Consider the following 17,595-nt stretch of genomic DNA (forward strand, 5'->3'; position numbering starts at 1 on the left):
CTATTGGCCTAGCGCTGCCTTCAAGTCTTGGACCAAATCATCACGCTCCCATGGGAAGCGGTCGCCTTCAGCCTTGCGGCCAAAATGACCATAGGCAGCGCTGATCCGGTAAATCGGCTTGTTCAGCCCCAAATGCGTGCGGATAGCGCGCGGGGTCAGGCCGCCAAGCTTCCCGATTGAGAGGATCGCTTTCTCGAGCGTTGCATCAGACACGCCATCAGCCGCCGTGCCGTGGGTGTCGACGTAAAGCGACAATGGTTCAGACACACCAATCGCATAAGCGATCTGGATCGTGCAGCGCGTGGCAAGCCCGGCGGCTACCACGTTCTTAGCAAGATAACGTGTAATGTACGCTGCACTGCGATCAACTTTGGTGGGGTCTTTGCCGCTGAACGCGCCGCCACCATGCGGGGCCGCGCCGCCATATGTGTCGACGATAATCTTGCGGCCAGTAAGGCCCGCATCGCCATCTGGCCCGCCAATGACAAAGCTGCCCGTGGGGTTAATGTGCCACTGTGTTTCATCAGAAAGGAAGCCATCGGGCATGACATTGGCAACCACGCGTTTGACGTAGTCTTTAAGCTCTGCCTCTTTCGCGCCCTCGTCATAGCCTTCTGCATGCTGAGTGCTGACCACAACGGCGGTGCAGGCAACAGGACGGCCATTTTCATAGCGCAGCGTCACCTGGCTTTTTGCGTCAGGTTCCAGAAAAGGCGCGGCACCAGAGTGGCGGTCCTTGGCCAGTTGCTCGAGGATTTTGTGGCTGTAATCAAGCGTTGCAGGCATGAAATCAGGCGTTTCGTCACAAGCAAAACCGAACATGATGCCCTGATCGCCTGCGCCTTCGTCCTTATTTGACCCTTCCGCCCCTGCATCAACGCCTTGCGCGATGTGGGCCGATTGGCCGTGGAGGTGGTTTTCAAAAGCCAAGGTCTTCCAATGGAAGCCGTCTTGCTCGTACCCAATATCGCGCACCGTGCGGCGGACGGCTTTTTCAATCTCTTCCTTCGCGCCTGGTGCCCAGCCGCCATTGACCGCCCAATCGTCATTTTTCTCGTCATACATGGGAGCACAACGGATTTCGCCGGACAAGATCACGCGTTGGGTCGTGGTCATCGTCTCGCAAGCGACGCGCGCTTCGGGATCTTTGGCCAGCATCAAATCCACGATGGCATCTGAAATCTGGTCAGAAACTTTGTCGGGATGGCCTTCAGACACGCTTTCAGACGTGAAAAGATAGTCGCTTCGCATGGTATTGAGGGGCCTCCCGAGCCGCTGTTTCAAGCCAGTAATCGACGCGAGAATTCGCGCCCGTCAAGCAGATATAAGGAAACCTTTATGTCTGCCTTGTGAAGACCTAGCTGCGTGGTTCTCGCAGTGCAAGCAATCTTGGTAGGCCCAGCCCCAAAAGAGCGAGCAATCCCGCCCACATCAGAGGGAGTGCATTGCCGAGCTTTGAAAAAAGGGTCGGGGAAGCGGCTTCCGGAATTAAACCGTGGAGCGCGCCTGCCTCGCCAGAGGGGACGTGCTGAACCACATTGCCGTTCGCATCGATTACCGCGCTGATACCGGTGGTGGTGGAGCGAAGGACCGGGAGCCCCTCTTCGATTGCTCGCATCCGCGCCTGCGCCAAATGTTGGGGCGGGCCCCAGCTGCCAAACCAGCCGTCGTTGGACGGGTTGAACAGGTAATCGGGCCGGTTGTCCCGGTCGACCACCTGGCCCGAGAACACGATCTCATAGCAAATCTGGATGCCCGCTTTGCCGTGCTCACCAAGGTCCAGTGTCTGGGGACCGGGGCCGGGGATGTAAGGGATAGTGCCAGACGTAAGCCGCGACAGGCCAATCGCGCCAAGGACCTGTTCCATTGGCAAATATTCACCATAAGGCACCAGATGCGCCTTGGCATAGTGGTTGGTGATATCGCCTTCGCCATTCATTGCTATGACGGAATTGCGGGCCGAAAGAGCGCGGGGAATGCCGTCGGAGCCCTCTCCGATATTGAGATTGACTACACCGGCAAGCAGTGTCGATTGCGGCCCGATCACCACGCCGATGCGGCGCCTTGCGAAATCAGGATCAGCGCCCGCTGTCATGCGGGTGTAGTAGCGCTGCGGATAGCCGTCTTCGAGGTAGTCGGGCACCGCGCTTTCAGGCCAAAGCACGAGCCGCGATTGGTCCGCATTTTTGGCGGTGAGGCGAGCAATGCGCTGGAACTGTTCCTCGAATTTGGAGCCGTCGTTGAGCTCATCTTGCGGGATGAGAGGCTGCACCAGGGTGTAGTTGATGTCGGTTTCTTCTGCACTTGGCCGAAACGTGGTCATAGGCAAAACCACACCACCAAAAACAACGCCAAAAGCAAGAAAGGCTCGGTGTCCACGCGACGGCATCGGAGCAGTTGCGGACCACAACAACAGAAGCGCTATCCAGATAACCAACCCTGATAAAGCGTAAGTACCGATCCAAGGAAGCAACCGTGCAAGCCCAGGGGTCTCCCACCCTCCGAGGAGCATCAGCCCCAAAGGCGGCCAAGGGTATCCCGTGAACACCCAGCTCCTAAGCCATTCGGTTACAATCCAAGCAGCGGCAAGCACTGAACCAAAGGTCCTCACATCACCTCGCCTCCCAAGCAAATGCGCCGCCAGCGCAGCCAGCGCGGGATAGACCGCAAGATAAACGCACAAGAGCGGCACTGCGACCCAGCCCAGTATCTCGGGCATATCTGATTGATAGGTAAAGGCGGTCGCGATCCAATTGTTGGCAAGCGTCAAATGCGCCCAGCCAAAGGTCCAGCCGCGCCACAAAGCGCTTTTCCAATTCGGACTTGTGCGCAAGTGGGCAATCCACAGCGCAAGCGCTGGCAAGGCCACCCACCAGCCATGAACCGGTGGATATCCAAGAGCAACAATCAACCCCAGTAAGCCAGAGGTAAGCCCAGGCCAGCGCTGCGCAAATTGCGTCACTCGGCTCCAATAGGAACCAAGCCTACTCTGAGATGTGTTCAGCGCTTGATCCGCCATAGTGCCCTGCGCTCTTACCGCTGTTTTTCGCCGTTAGCTGAAGGGCCTCAGGGTCAACCAGCGACCTCAAGATCATCGGCATCACCTGATCCTGCGCCCGCACTGATGGCAGGCGGGAGAACCGCCGCGTCAATTTCTGAGCTGTCGCTGGCGTCTTCGCTTGCCCTCGGCTTGCGCGCACGGCGGCGCGGTTTCTCATCCGAGCTTTCCTCACGCTTTTCATCACGGGGTTTACGAGCCCGGCGCTTTGGCTTGGCGCTTTCTTCGTCTGAGCCTGATGGTTCGCCATCGGAACGCTCATCGCCATCGTTGGCCTGAGCGGCCTCGTCCTGATTATCGCCTTCTTGTGCATCGCGGCGTCCGCGGGGACGGCGATTGTTCCGACGACGGCCATCGCCATCGTCCTCGTCGCCATCATCGTTATTGCTTGCGCGATCATCGCTGCGCGTATCGCCACGCTTGGCCCGTGCTTCGTCCTGACGCGCCTTGTTATCGGCGATCACCCGGAAGTAGTGGTCTGCGAACTGGAGATAGTATTCGGCCTGAACCCTGTCGCCATTGTGCTGCGCGTCTTGAGCAAGCTTTTTGTACTTGTCGAGCAACTGGGGAGCATTGCCCCGCGCGCGGCTGTCAATACGGTTCTGGTTATTGCCGCCGGCTTGGGTGTTGCGGTTACCGCGACCGCGACGGCGATTGTTATTGCGATTGTTATTCAAGGAAAATCTTCCTGTTAACGAGCCTCAGCGTCCTTCAATAGAGTGGCGCCTTTTTGCCCATAGACCTTTCGTCTTTGCGCCGCACATGCAGCGCGCTCGCACTCTACGTTTCCTGACCTGTGGGTTTGCCCCCGCAAAAGGCCGTTCAACATGGAATTAGGAGCTGGTCCAGCGTTTCGCGCATATCGCAAAACGGTGTTCCGACTCGATAGCTAGCGAGCCTTATTGCTTTTGCCAAGCCCTGATGATGTTTTCGTCAACCCCGGCGCTTCTTTGATCAAGTCAACACAAGGCAGCGAGGTCGCCCCGCCAGATCATGGTGCAGCTCCACGCTAAAGCCTTGGTCTTGCGCGATCTGCGTCACGGCCTGGGCTTGTGTGTAACCGATCTCAAAGATCGCCACCGCATCATCTGTCATCAATGCGCGCAATTGCGGGATCAATATCCGGTAGTCGTCCAATCCCTCAGACCCAGCAAACAGGGCGCTGGCAGGCTCGAAATCTCGAACGTCGGGCTCAAGCGATGCTGAGGTTTCCACATAGGGCGGGTTGCACACGATCAGGTCGAATTGGCCCAGGTCTTTGGCCCAGCCCGGCGTTGTCCAATCCCTGCAATGCAGTTTCCATTCCCAATCATCCATCAGATGCTCGGCAGCATCGAAACCTGTCCCATTGTCGAGAGCTATTTCAATCGCTTGTTGCGAGGCATCAATGCCCACACCTTGGGCCTTTGGGCGCTCCAACAAAATCGTGAACAAAAGCGCGCCCGAACCTGTCCCCAAATCGAGAACCCGCTTAGGGTCGGGGCACAGCTCCAAGGCTGTATCGATCAGGACTTCGCTGTCGGGACGAGGGATAAGAGCGCCGGGTTCGACGCTGAATTCACGCCCGTAAAATTCCTGTTTGCCGGTAATGTAGGCGACCGGTTCATGCGCCGCTCGCCGTGCAATCAGGGAATCGAATGCGACTGGCGCTGCGTCCTGCATATGCCGCAAAAGCATGTCCGAACGCGTCACACCCAGCGCATGGGCCATCAGCAATTCTGCATCTAGACGCGCTGTATCACTGGTGGCCTCGAGCTGCGTGCTGGCTGCCCGAATGGCATCGGCAGTCCTCATTCGGCAAGCGTCGCCAAACGCTTGGCCTCGTCCTCTGCGATAAGGGCGCTGACAAGCTCGTCCAATCCGGTTCCGGCAAGCACCTCTTCGAGTTTGTGCAGCGTCAAACCGATGCGGTGATCGGTAACGCGGCCTTGGGGGAAGTTATAGGTGCGGATGCGCTCCGAGCGGTCGCCCGATCCAACCATTGCCTTGCGCGCTTCGGCTTCGGCTCCCTGCGCTTCATCGCGTGTCTTTTCATAAAGGCGCGCGCGCAGCACCTGCATCGCTTTTTCTTTGTTCTTGTGCTGGCTGCGCCCATCCTGACAGGTCACAACAAGGCCGGTCGGCTCGTGGGTGATGCGGATCGCTGAATCAGTGGTGTTGACGTGCTGGCCACCTGCACCGCTTGCCCGGTAAGTGTCGATTTTGAGATCGCCGGGATCAATCTGCACATCCACTTCATCGGGTTCGGGCAGCACCGCGACAGTCGCCGCCGAGGTGTGAATGCGCCCGCCGCTTTCGGTGACAGGCACGCGCTGCACCCTGTGGACCCCGCTTTCAAACTTCAATTTGGCGAACACGCCTTGCCCGGTGATGTTGGCGACAATTTCCTTAAAGCCGCCAACTTCGGATGCGCTCATGCTGACGGGCTCGACGCGCCAACCCTGCTCGCTCGCAAACTTTTCGTACATGCGGAAAAGGTCTCCTGCGAAGAGCGCCGCCTCATCCCCGCCTGTACCGGCGCGAATTTCGAGCATGGCGGGCTTGCTGTCAGCCCGGTCGCGGGGGAGCAGCGCGATCGCGAGCGCACGCTCTTTGTCCGGCAATGCCTCACGGATGGAGGCAAGCTCTTCCTCAGCCATCGCCTTCATTTCCGGATCGGCGAGCATCTCTTCAAGGCCCACCATCTCCTCGCGCATGGCAGTAACTTCAGCAGCGATTTTGGCGACCGGTTCAAGCTCTGCGTAATCGCGCGAGGCCTGAACGAATTCATCGCCTTCAAGGGTGCCAGACGCCATTCGAGCTTCAAGCTCGGCAAAGCGGTTGGCGATTTGGTCAAGGCGTTGGGCGGGGATAGTCATTGTCTGTGTTCTCTAACTCGTCATGCTGAACTTGTTTCAGCATCCATGTCTAGGTGCTCACCGCCGCTGCTTGAAGGTGAGATAGACCCTGAAACAAGTTCAGGGTGACGAAAGTGGCTAGACCTTGTCCTTGAGAAATTCGCTCAAAGCAGGATCGATTGCATCTCCGGCATAGCCATAATAGCCGCTCTCATTGACGCGCAGGATCGCTCGAGGATCCTGTTTGACCGCCTTGTCGTAACGCTTCTTCTTGGAGCCTGATGCAATCATATCGCTGACAAATCCGGCTTTGCGCAAATCGCTCAAGAGCTGAGTCGCCTTGGTTAGGCCAGCATCGTCCTCCAACAAAACCATCGCCTCTAGCGGTTCGGGGGATCTCTCCCCCACCAACATCGCCAGCCGCTCAATTCCAGCTGCCCAGCCAACCGCAGGGGTCGAAGGACCACCAAGGCTTTCCATCAAGCCGTCGTAACGCCCGCCGCCAAGGACGGTCGATTGCGAGCCCAAGGCATCAGCCGCTGCCGAGCCCTCATCCGGGATGAATTCAAAGGCAGTGTGACGGTAATAATCGAGGCCACGCACAAGGCTTTCCGCCCGCTTCCATTTGACGCCCGCTGCATCAAGGCCGCGGGTGACGCTCTCGAAGAACGCCAGCGCCTCGTCGGACAGATACGCGTCAATCTTGGGCGCATCAGCCACGAAGGCTTGATCGCGCGGGTCTTTGCTGTCGAGGATGCGTAAGGGGTTTTTGTGGAGGCGTTCCTGACTATCCTCGGAAAGCTCGCCCTCAACCGCGCTAAAATACTCGATCAACCCGGCGCGCCACGCATCGCGGCTTTCCGCATCACCAAGCGTGTTGAGATGCAGTGTCACGCCCTCGATCCCCAGCTCCTTCAGAAGCTGATCGGCCATGGCGAGAAGCTCGACATCGGCTTGAGGTTCACCTGCGCCCAGAATCTCCGCGTCGATCTGGTGGAACTGGCGATAACGGCCCTTTTGCGGGCGCTCATAGCGGAACAGGGGCCCGTGGGTCGCAAGCTTCAATGGCGCGTGTTGTTGCCAGCCATTGGTGAGGTATGCGCGCGCGATCCCGGCGGTAAATTCGGGACGCAAGGTCAGCGATGTCTCGCTGCGGTCCTCAAACGAATACATCTCTTTCGAGACGACATCGGTCGTCTCACCGATCGCGCGGCTGAAAACTTCGGTCTTCTCGAACACCGGCATTTCTGCACGGCGAAACCGGTATAATTTGCGCACACGTTCAAACGTCTCGACCACAAAGGCGAAGCTTTCTGCGTCGGGTCCGAAAATGTCCTGCGTGCCGCGAATGGCTTTTGGCGTGTTCTTGCTCATGGTGTCCTGATTTCTTTGGGCTGCGATTACGACTAAGGAAGGGCTTTCGCAATCCCAAGAAGGCCGCTAGGGGCGCAGCGCAAACCTTTTGGGAGAGGGTTTCGAATTTTAGACCAGACAGGAAAGTCAGGAACCTCAAATGCGTATCGACAAGATCCCGACCGGCGACAATCCGCCCGAAAGCCTCAATGTCATCATCGAAGTGCCTACTGGCGGCGAACCGGTCAAATATGAGTTCGACAAGGAAAGCGGCGCGCTTTTCATCGACCGTATCCTGCACACGCCTATGCGTTACCCTGCCAACTACGGCTTTGTGCCGCACACCTTGTCGCCCGATGGCGACCCGCTTGATGCGCTCGTGATTGCCCGCTCACCGTTTATTCCAGGCTGCGTTGTAAAAGCGCGCCCGATTGGTGTGCTGAACCTCGAAGATGAGCACGGCGGCGACGAGAAGCTGATCTGCGTGCCGGTCAACACAACGTTCCCGTATTATTCAGATGTGGGTGAAACCAAGGATTTGCCGTCGATCATCCTGCAACAGATCGAGCACTTCTTCACCCACTACAAAGATCTTGAGGCTGAAAAATGGGTGCGGATCGGCAAGTGGGGCGATGCTGCAGAAGCGCGCCAGATTGTTCTGGAAGCAATTGAGCGGGCCAAAGCGTAAGGCCCACCAATTTAGCAAAGCAGTTTAGCTGAGTGCAAAGATCGCTTTGCAAAGCCCGGTCAGGACAAGCGGCAAACCAATGGCAAGAAGCCATAGCATTACTGTGTCACGGCGAAAGGCACCGGCAAAAGATGGGTCGGTCGCCTCTTCGTCGGACATTCCGGTCCATCGGCGTTCGAACCAACGACAAGCTGGGATAATGGCCGCAACCAGAACGACGAGAGCAATATAAGGCAAGAGTGATGATGTGCCTTCGCCCAAAGCCTTAACCGTCATGAAGATTTGCAGGCCGGTGTAGACCAGAAGCGCATAGGCCACATGGTCGCTCATGCCTTTACGCCAATCGCGCAGCATTTCGCCCGATGTGTCTGTGGTGCTTTCGGTACCTGAGTGGCTACCGGCTCCGTGGCTGTTCATCAGCTCGTTCATGATTGCGTTCCCCAACAAACTCTACTCTCTCGCACGCGATTATCTCAAACACAGAGCGATGTTGCAAGCTTGGTAACCAAATTGAAATATTCGCTCTGCGTAGCCGGGAAGCTTGGTCAAAAACTCCCGAGATTACGTAAGGTTACTCTTGCAGCCGAGTTCAGCCACGGCCGGTTAAGCAAAAATCTTGCCAAAACGTGCCCTCTGACCCTTCCTTCATAAAACAAGGGTGCTACATGGGAATCATATGAGCGACACCACGACCATTAATGACGCTGCGAGCGCTCCCGGTGAAGGGCCTGGTGAGGGGCCTGATGCAGGAAAGGCAGACGCCACCGCGCCTATGCCCGATGGCGGTCTTGAGGTCATTTCCATCGCGAAGAGCTATGACAAGCGCGCGGTCCTGACCGATATTTCGCTAACCGTTGCCAAAGGCGAAGTGCTTGGCCTGCTTGGCCCCAATGGCGCGGGCAAGACAACCTGCTTTTATTCGATCATGGGTTTGGTGAAGCCTGATTCGGGCCGGATCTTGATGGATGGTGAGGATGTGACGAACCTGCCGATGTACCGGCGGGCAATCCTTGGCCTTGGATATCTACCCCAGGAAACCAGCATTTTTCGCGGGATGACGGTTGAACAGAACATCAACTGTGTCCTTGAAATGGTTGAACCTGACGCATCCACCCGCGCGCAGGAATTGGAGCGGCTGCTCGAAGAATTTGGCCTCACCCGGCTTCGGACGAGCCCTGCGATGGCGCTTTCAGGTGGTGAGCGTCGGCGCTGCGAGATCGCGCGCGCGCTCGCCGCTAAACCTTCGATCATGCTTCTGGATGAACCATTCGCTGGCATCGACCCCCTTTCGATCAGCGATATTCGCGATCTTGTTAAAGACCTCAAACGGCGCGGCATCGGCGTTCTGATTACCGATCACAACGTGCGCGAGACCCTCGACATCGTGGACCGGGCCTGCATCATCTATGGCGGCCAGGTGCTGTTTGCTGGCACCCCGCAGGCACTCGTCGCGGATGAAAATGTTAAGCGGCTTTACCTGGGAGAGAGCTTTACGCTCTAACGACCCAGCGTATGGCTTTAGGCCCCCGCCTCGACTTACGCCAATCGCAACAGCTGGTAATGACGCCTCAGCTGCAGCAGGCGATCAAGCTGCTGGCAGCCTCTAACCTCGAAATTGAAACCTTCATCGGCGATGCTTTGGAAAGCAATCCTCTGCTTGAGGCAGGCTCGCTTTCCACGGACAATGACACCCCTCCCGGCGAGCCCGGCGATATCCCGCGCGAGGAATTAACGAGCGACCAGTTGATGGATCAAGGTCAGGGCGAAAGCGAAGCGCCGCTGGATATCGACGTAAGCGCAATCGACCGCGACCGGGATACGGGTGAGGCTGACATTGGCGCAGGCGGTTCTCCTGATGCGGAGTGGGGTGCGGCTGGCGGTGCAGGTGGGGGGATGGACGATCTTCCCGGGCTTGAAGCGACCAAGGCCGCAGAGCTTACCCTTGCAGAGCATTTGGACGCGCAGATCGGTGGGCTTGCGTGCAACCCGCGCGAAGAATTCGTCGCGCGCCATATCGCTGGGCTGCTCGATGACGCAGGCTACCTTTCTGCTTCGTTGCGCGATATCGCCTATGATCTGGGCGTTGACATGGATTGCACCGAGGATGCTCTCGAAGTGATCCAGATGTGCGATCCCACAGGTGTCGGCGCGCGCGATTTGGGCGAGTGTCTGGCGCTGCAAGCCAAGGAGGCGGACCGCTATGACCCGGCGATGGCAACGATGCTCGCCAATCTGGAGTTGTTGGGCAAAGGCGAGGTGCCGCGATTAAAGCGTTTGTGCAAAGTCGATGATGAAGATTTTGCCGATATGCTGCGCGAACTGAGGCAATACGACCCCAAGCCTGGCCTTGTCTTCGCTTCATCAACGAGCGAGGCGGTGGTGCCTGATGTTCTCTTGTCATCAAAAGACGACGGGGGATGGGATATCACCCTTAACGAGGACACTTTGCCGCGTCTGATCGTTAACCGCGACTATTATGTAGAGCTGGGAGGTGAGAGCAAAACCGCCGACGCGGAAACTCAAGGTTGGCTCAAAGAAAAGCTGGCGGATGCACATTGGCTGATCCGCGCATTGGACCAGCGGCAAAAGACGATCCTCAAGACAGCGGCTGAGATCGTGAAGCAGCAAGATGGTTTTTTCAGGCGCGGCGTTTCCGAACTTCGCCCGCTCACCTTGCGCGAAGTGGCCGAACAAATCGACATGCACGAAAGCACGGTCAGCCGGGTGACGAGCAACAAATACCTGCATTGCAACCGGGGCACGTTTGAGCTCAAATATTTCTTCACGTCCGGGGTGGCGTCCTCTGATGGCGAAGGCGCATCATCGGAAAGCATCAAGGCGCGCATCAAGGCGCTTACCGATGCCGAGGACCCCAAAAAGGTATTGTCGGATCAAAAGCTCGCAGATCTTCTTAACGAAGAGGGCTTCGGCCTCGCACGGCGCACGGTCGCCAAATACCGTGAAGCCATCGGGATTGGCTCCAGCGCTGAACGGCGGCGGGCAAAGAAGCTGGCTGGGCTTTGAGGGCATATCTATCAGATTATGCGGAACGTTCACTCTTTGCGCTGTCCAAACGCTCCTGGATTTGATCTCGTATTTCGGCGAAATCCTCGATCTTCACGATCCAGTTTCGATAGCGCGGTTGCCAACGGCCCCGGCCCTTCACTGTTCCACGCACTGCGTCAATGAAGGGCTCTACCGGTGGGTTGCGGATGGCCACCTCCTTATCACCTAGTGCAATAAATGTGATCTTGCCGAGCGGAGTTGGGATAGTTGAGAGATCGGGCTCAAACTGGCTCGTTGCCTCTTTCGGCTCGCGCAGCGCGCGCACATTAGAGCTGCCCTGCTGTTCTTGCGTCTCCGGCGTCGTCTGCTCAAACCCCAGCCGCTTCTCCCAGTCAAAAACAATCGGTGTATGCGCACGGCAAAGTTTATCGCCCAAGTCGCGCAGCCAATCTTCGTCCCGTCTCTCCCAAAAGGTCCCCGCAACCATTTTCATAGCCGTTAGCGCGCCCAACCCGTTGGATTGACGTTGCCACCATTCGCCAAACTGGTCGGATTTCACGACCGTCACGTCTTGCGGCATATTTCTGCGATCAATGCTTGCAGTTGGCGCGAGGAGCACGAGCGGCAAGACTTCGAGATAGCCATATCCGTTGAGTTCGAGCCAACGCCGAAAAACAATCGATTGAAGGCGCGCTTGGCTTATTGGTGAAGGGACAGGCTGCGGTTTCTTGCCATACCAGACCGTCCACTCTCCGTGCGCATTGCATTGCAGTCGGCCACCATAATTCTTCGTTTCGCAGAGCCATACACGGCCCTGTAAACGGTGGATGACAAGATGATCGATTTGCGCAAATTCATCGCCTACTCCGATGCGGAGATCATGAACGAGGCCGATGCGGTTCGATTCACCGTATTCGCGATTCATGAAAAATGCCGCGTCCCGCTCGCCTTTCCTGCCCGAGCTTAGTTTTGCATATTCTTTGTCGAGGCGACGCTTTTGAACTTCGTTACACCTGCTCGCCAGTCGTGTTAGCTCGATAAAGTCGCCAGAACGTTCGTCGGACTGCTTCAAGATCAAGACGAATTCTCCTCTCGTGACGTCCAGGATAGACCTCAAGAGTTAAGGGGCAGTATTCCTGCTTTTCGATTATCATTGACAGCTGCATATGAACGTATTTTGCGGCGGAGAACTTTTCTACAGCTATCCGCCAAAGGTATATCGGCCTCACAATGGTAGCGCTTTCTTCGCCGCTTCTATCGCCATCTCAAAGAGTGACCTAGGGCACTCCACATATGCGATGCAGACCTCAAAGAGGAAAAGCCAGCCGGGAGCGAACTCCCGGCTGGCTTCCCTTGGCCTAAGGCAGCCCAAGTTGATGCAATTTAGAACGCGAACCGGACCCGAAGACCGCCCGAGTGCGACTGGTAACCAGAAGCAAAGCGTCCGCGGTATTGGGCACCAACCGAGACGTTGCCTTCGCTGATGAAATCAGCGCCAACGGCAAGGTCAAAACGTGATGCCGATGCTTCGTCCGCCACCACGGTGAAACTGTCCGCTCCGCCGTTGAACGTTCCAGCGATGGCGAGTGGGTCGCTGCTGAAGTCGTAGGCATAATCGACGCTCACGAATGGGACGAAACCGGTTTCTGCTTTCGATGCCACCCGAACACCCACGCGGCCCTCGAGGAACTCGGCGCCCTCTTGGTCAAGTGTGAGGCCAAGGCCACCATCTTCAGTGAAGGTGTCACGGGAAAGGTCGGCGTAACGAAGGCCAACGGTTGGCGTGATAGCAATGCCGTCAGTACCAAGGTCGTAGCCAGCATTGAGGCTTGCAAAGACGCCGTCCACATCGCTTTCCGAAGTGATGATCGAGCCAAGAGCGGCACGTGTCTCATCAACCGAGCTGGTCGAGTAACCGACTTCCGCATTGACAAAGGCCTTGCCCAAATCGAACCCGGCATAGGCACCGAATTGGAAAGCATCTGCTTCGCTTCCTGAAGCCGTCGTACCTTCTGCGTCAATATCGATGTCTGAGTAGTTCGCAAAGACACCAACAACGGTGTTCTCGCTAAGGCGCCCATCAAGACCAAGTGTGAACCCGGTTGCCTCTGCGTCATAGCCCCGTGTGCTGAGGCTTTCAGCGTCGGCATCCGCATCGCGGTAGAAGACTTCGCCCCAAAGGCCGATACCCTCACCGCTCAAACGGTCTTGGACCTGTGCGCTTGCGAAACGCTGGGTTTCGAAGATCTCGCGAGTGACAGCTGGGTTGATCGCAGGCAGGAGGTCTAGAGCGGTCGCTTCGAACTCAGTTGCTGACGAAAGCCCGTTGAGCGCAGTGAATATATCCGCTGGCAAACGGTTACCCGCCGCAGCCGAAGTGATCGCTGAGCCAAAGCTGTTGATGCTGCTATCGCCAGATACGTTGCCAAGGTCGGTTGCCGCAACAGCGACCGCAACTGAACCCAGAACCACTTCGTAATCGATGAGGAAGTCGTCTTCGATCACATTGATAGTGGCGCCGCCGTTGGTGAAGGTTCCGGTTTCGGTGAGAATGTTGATCGAGTTGCCGATGTCCGCTTGGGTCACGCCAGTGGTGGCGATGTTCACAACGCTTCCCTCTGCGAGCACGATGTCACCCTCAACCGCAAGGCTATCAGCGCCAAGGCTGAAATTGAGCGTGCCGTTGTTGGTGAGGCTGCCGTTGAGAGTACGCGCGCCAACAATCGCAGTCGAGCTATCTGCCGAAGTCGTCACGGCTACAGTGTTCAGGATGTTGCCCTGAATGGAGTTGCCCGTGCCGGTGATCGTCAGAGTGTCTTCCTGCGCTGTGCCCACGAAGTTGCCGACAAGCGTACCGCCATCATTGGTGAAGTTCACCGCCGACAAAGCGTTTCCAGCGAAGAATGCATTCACGCCGCCGGACAATGTGCCAGAGTTGGTGAAGGTCGCCCCGGTGTGGTCGCCAGCACCAAGGTAGATACCGTGGTTGCCGCCAGAGATCGTGCCGGAGTTATTGATCTCACCTTGGAAATCGATCCCGTTTACAACGCGCAAGCCCGCTGTGGTCATTTGCGTGCTTTCGGAATTGATCGTGCCAGAGTTGGTGATCACTGCGTCTGTGACGCCGGTATTGCCAACGTTACCGATCCGAACACCGTCGCCTGCGCCATTGGTTCCAGCTGCCGCCTGACCGCGGCCCTGGATGGTACCGGTGTTGGTCAGAGTGAAGCTGTTGGCTCCATCGGCAGCGCCGCCAATCTCTGCGCCAAAACCAGAACCTTCATTGCCCATGCCAGCGTCAACTGTGCCAGCATTGGTGAAAGTGAAACCATCAGCGGTACCGTCTGCATAAACTGTGCCGTTGCGTTGGTTATCAAGACCAAGGATTTGACCACCTGCAAGGTTATTCACCGTGAGGCCGACGCCATCGATGTTCAGCGCGCGGCTGCCCGATGAAATCACTCCGGAGTTGTTGACGATCGCTTGTGAGAAATCGCCTCCGCCAGCCGGTGTCGGGTTGCCGAAGTAAAGGCCATTTTGAACGCCGGTAATCGTGCCGGAGTTCTCAAGCACGCCTTGGAAGCTTACGCCATTGACGAAGCGGATACCGCCTGCCGTGCCGTTTGCGCTTTCCGAGCCGATAGTGCCGGAGTTGGTGATATTGCCAACGAACAGACCATCGGTTGAGCCTTCAAGAACGCCGTCCACACGGGTGCGCTCAAAGCGAAGTCCGTCGCCAGCTGTCGTTGCTCCAGCAGAAGCGTTTCCGCGCCCTTGGATGGTGCCAGCGTTGACGATGTCGAACGCGTTGCCGCCGGTTGCCGCCGATGAAAGCTCAACCGAGAATCCAGCGCCTTCATTGCCGATGCCAGCGTCGAAGACACCAGTGGCTTCGTTATTCAGAATGAAGTTCTGAGCGGTGCTGTCAGCATATACTGTGCCGTTGCGCTGATTGCCGGTGCCGACAATAGAGCCGGAGTTGTTTACCACAAGGCCGGTACCATCAATGTTAAGCGCGCGGCTGTCTGAGCTGATCGTGCCGAGGTTGTTGACTACCCCGCCTGTATTATCGGCGTCATTGCCGAAATAGAGACCATTTTGCGCGCCAGAAATCACGCCGTCTGCTTCGTTGGTCAAAGTGCCTTGGAAGCCGATGCGGTTGGCAAAGCGGATACCTGCAACGGTGCCTTGCGTGCTTTCTGAATTGATCAGACCGCTGTTCGTGATGTCGCCTTCGTAGACGTAATCCGGCGCAAGGCCGGGTCCAAAGAAACGAATGCCATCGCCGGCGGTGCCGCCCGTAGGAGAGGCTTGGCCGCGGCCCTCGATGGTGCCAGCGTTGGTGATCGCGCCGCCGCGCGGGGCTCCGCCTCCGCCCACTTCAATGGCGATACCAGCGCCTTCGACACCTGCATCAATAGTGCCGGTTTCGCTGTTGTTGATGGTGATGTTGTTCGAGGTGCGGTTCGCATAGACAGCGCCATTGCGCTGGCTGCCAGTGCCCAGGATCAGGCCGTCATTGTTTAGCGCCGCGTTGCTTCCGTCAAAATTAACGACGCGCGATTCTGCAAGCAGCACGCCACTCTCAGCGTTGTTGATGACCACGCCAGTGGTGCCTTGGTTGACCTGAACGGTTTGCGTAACACCCGCCGTTTCAAGTGTTCCGGCATTGTCGAGCGTCACATCATTGTTCGCAACGACAACAACAGGTGCGCCGTCAACCGTGCTTGTAACGCCTTCAGCAGCGGTGATGGTCTCGCCATCCGCTGCGGAAGTCACAGTCGCATTGTCTGCATCATTGATGACAGTTTGCGCGTTGGCTGCTCCTGCACAGAGCAAAGCCATTGAGGATGATGTTAGAAATAAACGGCCTGAGGCTATCACCGCATTGCGTGATCTAGGGGTTTTCATTTTGCTGCCTTTCAATTTGATAAATTGGAGGAAGACGGGCGAGAGGGTCTAAGGGTTGCCCGCCTTCCGAGGTCAGCAAATATGGTGCGAATTTGGTGTTGTATAATACAAGGTTTCAATGGGTGCCATAGGCAGTGCCTATCGGTTAAGTATCTGAAATAAATAGCTTACTATCGGCTTAAACACGTTCTGCCGACTTGCTCTCGCAAGCCGGCTTCTTAGGGCTGAATTGATGTTGTAAAACTGGTTCGGCTATCAGCGCAGGACGGTTACATTCTCCGGCAGATTTGCGCGAATATAGTCGCAAAGACGCAGGAGAATTTGCTGCCGCGGGCACCCCTCGCGTGATACAAATCCGATCTTCCGCGCAAACGAACTGTCTTCGATTTCGACAAACCTTATCGCCGGATTGGCACATTCAAGGATAGAGCGGGCCAGCGTCGGAACCAACGCGCATCCAACTCCAAGGTTGAGGAGGTGAGACAAGGTGAGAAAGTTGTGTGCGAGCAACTGATCAGGAACGTCAATGCCGATATTCTTGTCTTTACAAAGTGTGATTGCTTCATCCCGCAGGCAGTGTTCCTTGGTCAGCAAAAGCATCTCCTCAACTGGGATCTCATGGGCCTTGATCGCGCCTGAATTGGCAAGGCGGTGATCTTTGGAAACCATAAGCAAGAGCGGCTCTTCAAAAATCGGGGTGAACCGATAACCTGCCGGTGTCTCAGGGTTGCTCATCAATGCCACATCGACAAGACGTTCATCGAGTTCGCTCCACAAAACCTGAGTGGGCTGCTCACGAATGATGACTTGTAAGTCTTGGGCAACTTCTGAGATCGTCGAGGTCAGATAAGGCAGCGCGAAGGGAGCGAGTGTCGGGATCATCCCGATTCTCAAAGGGGCTGCCATCGGATCATGATATTCAGCTGCCGTGTCGGAGATTCGTTGCGCTGATCGCAGAACATCACGAGCGGTCGAGACGATCCGGGTTCCTGCGTCGGTCGTATGGACGCCTGAATTGGTTCTTGCAAACAGTTCAACACCCAAGCGATCTTCAAGCTTTTTCACCTGAGCGGACAGCGATGGCTGGCTCACATGGCAAGCATCAGCGGCGCGACCGAAGTGGCGATACCGGTCGACGGCTGCGATATACTCAAGGTCTCGAATGTTCATGCTTTTGGCCTCCTGATCGTGATTACGCTCAGGAAAGCAAGGAGGTTACACTTTGCTGCTCAGAGAAGTGTCTGAAATACGGGTTTCAATTGCAATTGATCCGCGTTCAGGCACAGATTGCGTAAGCTCGGCCTCCGGCCGCTTTGCAATTGTGCAACTGACCGGACTTGGGCCGTGTGCGGATTGGATGCCCCCCATCTCAACTAGCCAGAAACAGACAGGCCGCGTTTGTGGCCATTCAACCGGACGGGCCAGGAGCGCAAATAGCAATGTAGCGTTTCGCTCTCTAAGGCCGAACGCAAAATATTTGGAAAAATCATCAATCCGGTAACTAGTGCCACCAGGGCAGCCTCCGGGGTTAATTGGTCGAAGCGCGGCGTAAATAGATTTTTCAGCGCGTCGCTTGCCGAGGGGTGGCTCGCAAAGCGTCGAAAAAGCAGCGGTTTTTTGTGTTTCCCTGTTTAAGCGGAGATGTCAGCCAATCGTGTCGAAAGCTCATCCACGATTGCATCTGACAGAAAAATTTGCCGCCAACGGTATCAATCTGCGAATTCGACAAAAGCGCAATCGTC

General features: G+C 56.7%; 13 protein-coding genes. 3 read left to right on the plus strand and 10 right to left on the minus strand.

Annotation, left to right across the window (positions count from 1 at the left end):
• The 6 genes from metK to hisS all read right to left on the minus strand — a co-directional run bounded on the left by metK (position 1) and on the right by hisS (position 7,269).
• Positions 1 to 1,251: a methionine adenosyltransferase gene (gene metK, locus EH31_RS11015; protein WP_034960406.1), complete on the minus strand. Its 1,251-nt coding sequence runs from the start codon at positions 1,249 to 1,251 to the stop codon at positions 1 to 3.
• Positions 1,252 to 1,357: 106 nt separating this feature from the next.
• The gene (gene lnt / locus EH31_RS11020) at positions 1,358 to 3,019 is read right to left on the minus strand and encodes an apolipoprotein N-acyltransferase (RefSeq protein ID WP_081853367.1); all 1,662 of its coding nucleotides are present in this window, start codon (positions 3,017 to 3,019) and stop codon (positions 1,358 to 1,360) included.
• Between the two features lie 53 nt (positions 3,020 to 3,072).
• Positions 3,073 to 3,735, minus strand: coding sequence for a DUF4167 domain-containing protein (locus tag EH31_RS11025; protein ID WP_034960407.1), 663 nt, complete (start codon positions 3,733 to 3,735; stop codon positions 3,073 to 3,075).
• 277 nt (positions 3,736 to 4,012) lie between these two features.
• The gene (gene prmC, locus EH31_RS11030; protein WP_034960408.1) at positions 4,013 to 4,852 is read right to left on the minus strand and encodes a peptide chain release factor N(5)-glutamine methyltransferase; all 840 of its coding nucleotides are present in this window, start codon (positions 4,850 to 4,852) and stop codon (positions 4,013 to 4,015) included.
• Positions 4,849 to 5,916: a peptide chain release factor 1 gene (prfA, locus tag EH31_RS11035; protein ID WP_034960409.1), complete on the minus strand. Its 1,068-nt coding sequence runs from the start codon at positions 5,914 to 5,916 to the stop codon at positions 4,849 to 4,851. The genes prmC and prfA overlap by 4 nt, the downstream gene beginning before the upstream one ends.
• A 117-nt stretch (positions 5,917 to 6,033) precedes the next feature.
• Positions 6,034 to 7,269 carry a histidine--tRNA ligase gene (hisS, locus tag EH31_RS11040; RefSeq protein WP_034960411.1) on the minus strand — a complete coding sequence of 412 codons (1,236 nt, stop codon included), beginning with the start codon at positions 7,267 to 7,269 and terminating at the stop codon, positions 6,034 to 6,036.
• Between the two features lie 139 nt (positions 7,270 to 7,408).
• On the opposite strand from hisS, the gene ppa reads away from it, so the two are divergent.
• Positions 7,409 to 7,936 carry an inorganic diphosphatase gene (ppa, locus tag EH31_RS11045; protein ID WP_034960412.1) on the plus strand — a complete coding sequence of 176 codons (528 nt, stop codon included), beginning with the start codon at positions 7,409 to 7,411 and terminating at the stop codon, positions 7,934 to 7,936.
• A 24-nt stretch (positions 7,937 to 7,960) separates the two neighbouring features.
• On the opposite strand, the gene EH31_RS11050 is transcribed toward ppa, so the two are convergent.
• A complete protein-coding gene (locus EH31_RS11050) occupies positions 7,961 to 8,365 on the minus strand; it encodes a hypothetical protein (protein ID WP_034960413.1) in 405 nt (134 codons plus the stop codon).
• Between the two features lie 343 nt (positions 8,366 to 8,708).
• Here EH31_RS11050 and lptB point away from each other — a divergent pair, with 343 nt between their 5' ends.
• Both lptB and rpoN read left to right on the plus strand, forming a co-directional pair.
• Complete coding sequence (gene lptB / locus EH31_RS11055) at positions 8,709 to 9,437, plus strand: LPS export ABC transporter ATP-binding protein (RefSeq protein WP_241765906.1); 729 nt, start codon at positions 8,709 to 8,711, stop codon at positions 9,435 to 9,437.
• A gap of 11 nt (positions 9,438 to 9,448) precedes the next feature.
• Complete coding sequence (gene rpoN / locus EH31_RS11060; RefSeq protein WP_034960417.1) at positions 9,449 to 10,960, plus strand: RNA polymerase factor sigma-54; 1,512 nt, start codon at positions 9,449 to 9,451, stop codon at positions 10,958 to 10,960.
• A 16-nt stretch (positions 10,961 to 10,976) separates the two neighbouring features.
• On the opposite strand, the gene EH31_RS16970 is transcribed toward rpoN, so the two are convergent.
• The 3 genes from EH31_RS16970 to EH31_RS11075 form a co-directional block, all read right to left on the minus strand.
• Positions 10,977 to 12,059 (minus strand): nuclease-related domain-containing protein, encoded by a 1,083-nt coding sequence (locus EH31_RS16970; protein ID WP_338390481.1) that lies wholly within the window; start codon positions 12,057 to 12,059, stop codon positions 10,977 to 10,979.
• Positions 12,060 to 12,325: 266 nt separating this feature from the next.
• Positions 12,326 to 15,787, minus strand: coding sequence for an autotransporter outer membrane beta-barrel domain-containing protein (locus tag EH31_RS16975; RefSeq protein WP_051699187.1), 3,462 nt, complete (start codon positions 15,785 to 15,787; stop codon positions 12,326 to 12,328).
• A gap of 321 nt (positions 15,788 to 16,108) precedes the next feature.
• Positions 16,109 to 17,023, minus strand: a complete 915-nt coding sequence (locus EH31_RS11075) for a LysR substrate-binding domain-containing protein (RefSeq protein ID WP_051699188.1) — start codon at positions 17,021 to 17,023, stop codon at positions 16,109 to 16,111.
• Positions 17,024 to 17,595 lie beyond the last annotated feature (572 nt).

The organism is Erythrobacter longus (assembly GCF_000715015.1).
GTDB lineage: Bacteria > Pseudomonadota > Alphaproteobacteria > Sphingomonadales > Sphingomonadaceae > Erythrobacter > Erythrobacter longus.

Coding starts and splice junctions, on each gene's coding strand:
- metK (WP_034960406.1), bottom strand. CDS start 1,251: ATGCGAAGCGACTATCTTTTCACGTCTGAAAGCGTGTCTGAAGGCCAT.
- lnt (WP_081853367.1), bottom strand. CDS start 3,019: ATGGCGGATCAAGCGCTGAACACATCTCAGAGTAGGCTTGGTTCCTAT.
- prmC (WP_034960408.1), bottom strand. CDS start 4,852: ATGAGGACTGCCGATGCCATTCGGGCAGCCAGCACGCAGCTCGAGGCC.
- prfA (WP_034960409.1), bottom strand. CDS start 5,916: ATGACTATCCCCGCCCAACGCCTTGACCAAATCGCCAACCGCTTTGCC.
- hisS (WP_034960411.1), bottom strand. CDS start 7,269: ATGAGCAAGAACACGCCAAAAGCCATTCGCGGCACGCAGGACATTTTC.
- ppa (WP_034960412.1), top strand. CDS start 7,409: ATGCGTATCGACAAGATCCCGACCGGCGACAATCCGCCCGAAAGCCTC.
- EH31_RS11050 (WP_034960413.1), bottom strand. CDS start 8,365: ATGAACGAGCTGATGAACAGCCACGGAGCCGGTAGCCACTCAGGTACC.
- lptB (WP_241765906.1), top strand. CDS start 8,709: ATGCCCGATGGCGGTCTTGAGGTCATTTCCATCGCGAAGAGCTATGAC.
- rpoN (WP_034960417.1), top strand. CDS start 9,449: ATGGCTTTAGGCCCCCGCCTCGACTTACGCCAATCGCAACAGCTGGTA.
- EH31_RS16975 (WP_051699187.1), bottom strand. CDS start 15,787: ATGGCTTTGCTCTGTGCAGGAGCAGCCAACGCGCAAACTGTCATCAAT.
- EH31_RS11075 (WP_051699188.1), bottom strand. CDS start 17,023: ATGAACATTCGAGACCTTGAGTATATCGCAGCCGTCGACCGGTATCGC.